The following is a 1,096-nucleotide window of genomic DNA, read 5'->3' as shown; positions in this document are numbered from 1 at the left end:
GAGTATGTATAATTGTTCTAAAACTTGTTTAAATTTCGGAATTTGTGATACTTACGATCCCATCGCTTCTTATTTTCATTCCAAATAGTTGGATTAAGTTCATCAAGTTTATGTCCTACTTGTGGAGGGAGCAGGTCATACGCATATTTAAGATTAAACTGTGAGAAATACCTTGGACGCTTGGTTGTCGTAGGATCGTAAGGACGCTCATATAACCGAAAAAGGTTTTCAAAATATTCCTTTGGAAACTCACTGGAATAAGGGCGCAACTTCTCTGAAATAAACTGAGAGAGTAGTAGTTGCAACTCATCTTTTCCTCTTACGTCTTGGTAATTAGTCGCTTCGTCAATTAATGCTGTTATACCAACTCTTGCCAGAGAACGAAGTAGTATTTTTGCTTTCTCTAATACATGTTCTTGGGATTGAGTTATTATTCCAGTCTGTTCTGCTTCCATATATAAATCACAGATTACAGGAATAGCACTCGCATCATACCATTTCCCTGTTTTCCGTTGAATTGAGCAACTTCAAAAGGGCTAATTATCTTAATTTCTTTAGGGTATAAACGTTCAAAAAGTGGCAAGGTTCTTTGAACCAATAATAGGTGGAAAGCCTTCTATCCTTAATTCACCTTTTCTTTTACGATCAAGCGCATTAAACAAACTTTCGTCCTTAATCACTCTTCTACCATCATTCAACACACTGCATTTCAGTGTATCACCGATTACTAACTCAGATTCATTTACAACAGCTCTTGGTAGTAGAGTGAAATTTTCCATAGTCAGGAGCTCGTTGTTACCTTCGACTAAATCCTTTTGTTCAATGTCAAAGAACCGATCATCTAAATCTCTATTGGCACAATATACTTTGTCATCGCCGACTTGGTAATAACCAACCATTTTTGCATGTGGCATCTTTAAGCAACGGTGAACATAGTTTAGTGTTTCAGGCATTACGATCACTCCCTAAAAGTTTATAGCAATTAATTCCCTTTACTTATGTCACCTTTTTTATTGGTCCGTATATATAGCGAAAGTTGAATTTTGTTGGACCATAATTACAGTCATTAGTAGTTTAGTCGTAAATTATATCACCT

General features: G+C 35.9%; 2 protein-coding genes. Both read right to left on the bottom strand.

Features of this window, described 5'->3' with window-relative positions; translation table 11 throughout:
* Positions 1–17: 17 nt before the first annotated feature.
* Positions 18–455 (bottom strand): P63C domain-containing protein, encoded by a 438-nt coding sequence (locus tag AC1DUA_RS38645; protein WP_477504730.1) that lies wholly within the window; start codon positions 453–455, stop codon positions 18–20.
* Positions 456–569: 114 nt separating this feature from the next.
* On the bottom strand, positions 570–953 hold the full coding sequence (locus tag AC1DUA_RS38640) for a hypothetical protein (RefSeq protein ID WP_477504729.1): 384 nt from the start codon (positions 951–953) through the stop codon (positions 570–572).
* Positions 954–1,096 lie beyond the last annotated feature (143 nt).

The organism is Paenibacillus sp. 01T422, assembly GCF_056398785.1.
The sequence above is the reverse complement of the archived record's forward strand: the minus strand, read 5'-3'. Positions and strand labels throughout refer to the sequence as shown.

Coding starts and splice junctions, on each gene's coding strand:
- AC1DUA_RS38640 (WP_477504729.1), bottom strand. CDS start 953: ATGCCTGAAACACTAAACTATGTTCACCGTTGCTTAAAGATGCCACAT.
- AC1DUA_RS38645 (WP_477504730.1), bottom strand. CDS start 455: ATGGAAGCAGAACAGACTGGAATAATAACTCAATCCCAAGAACATGTA.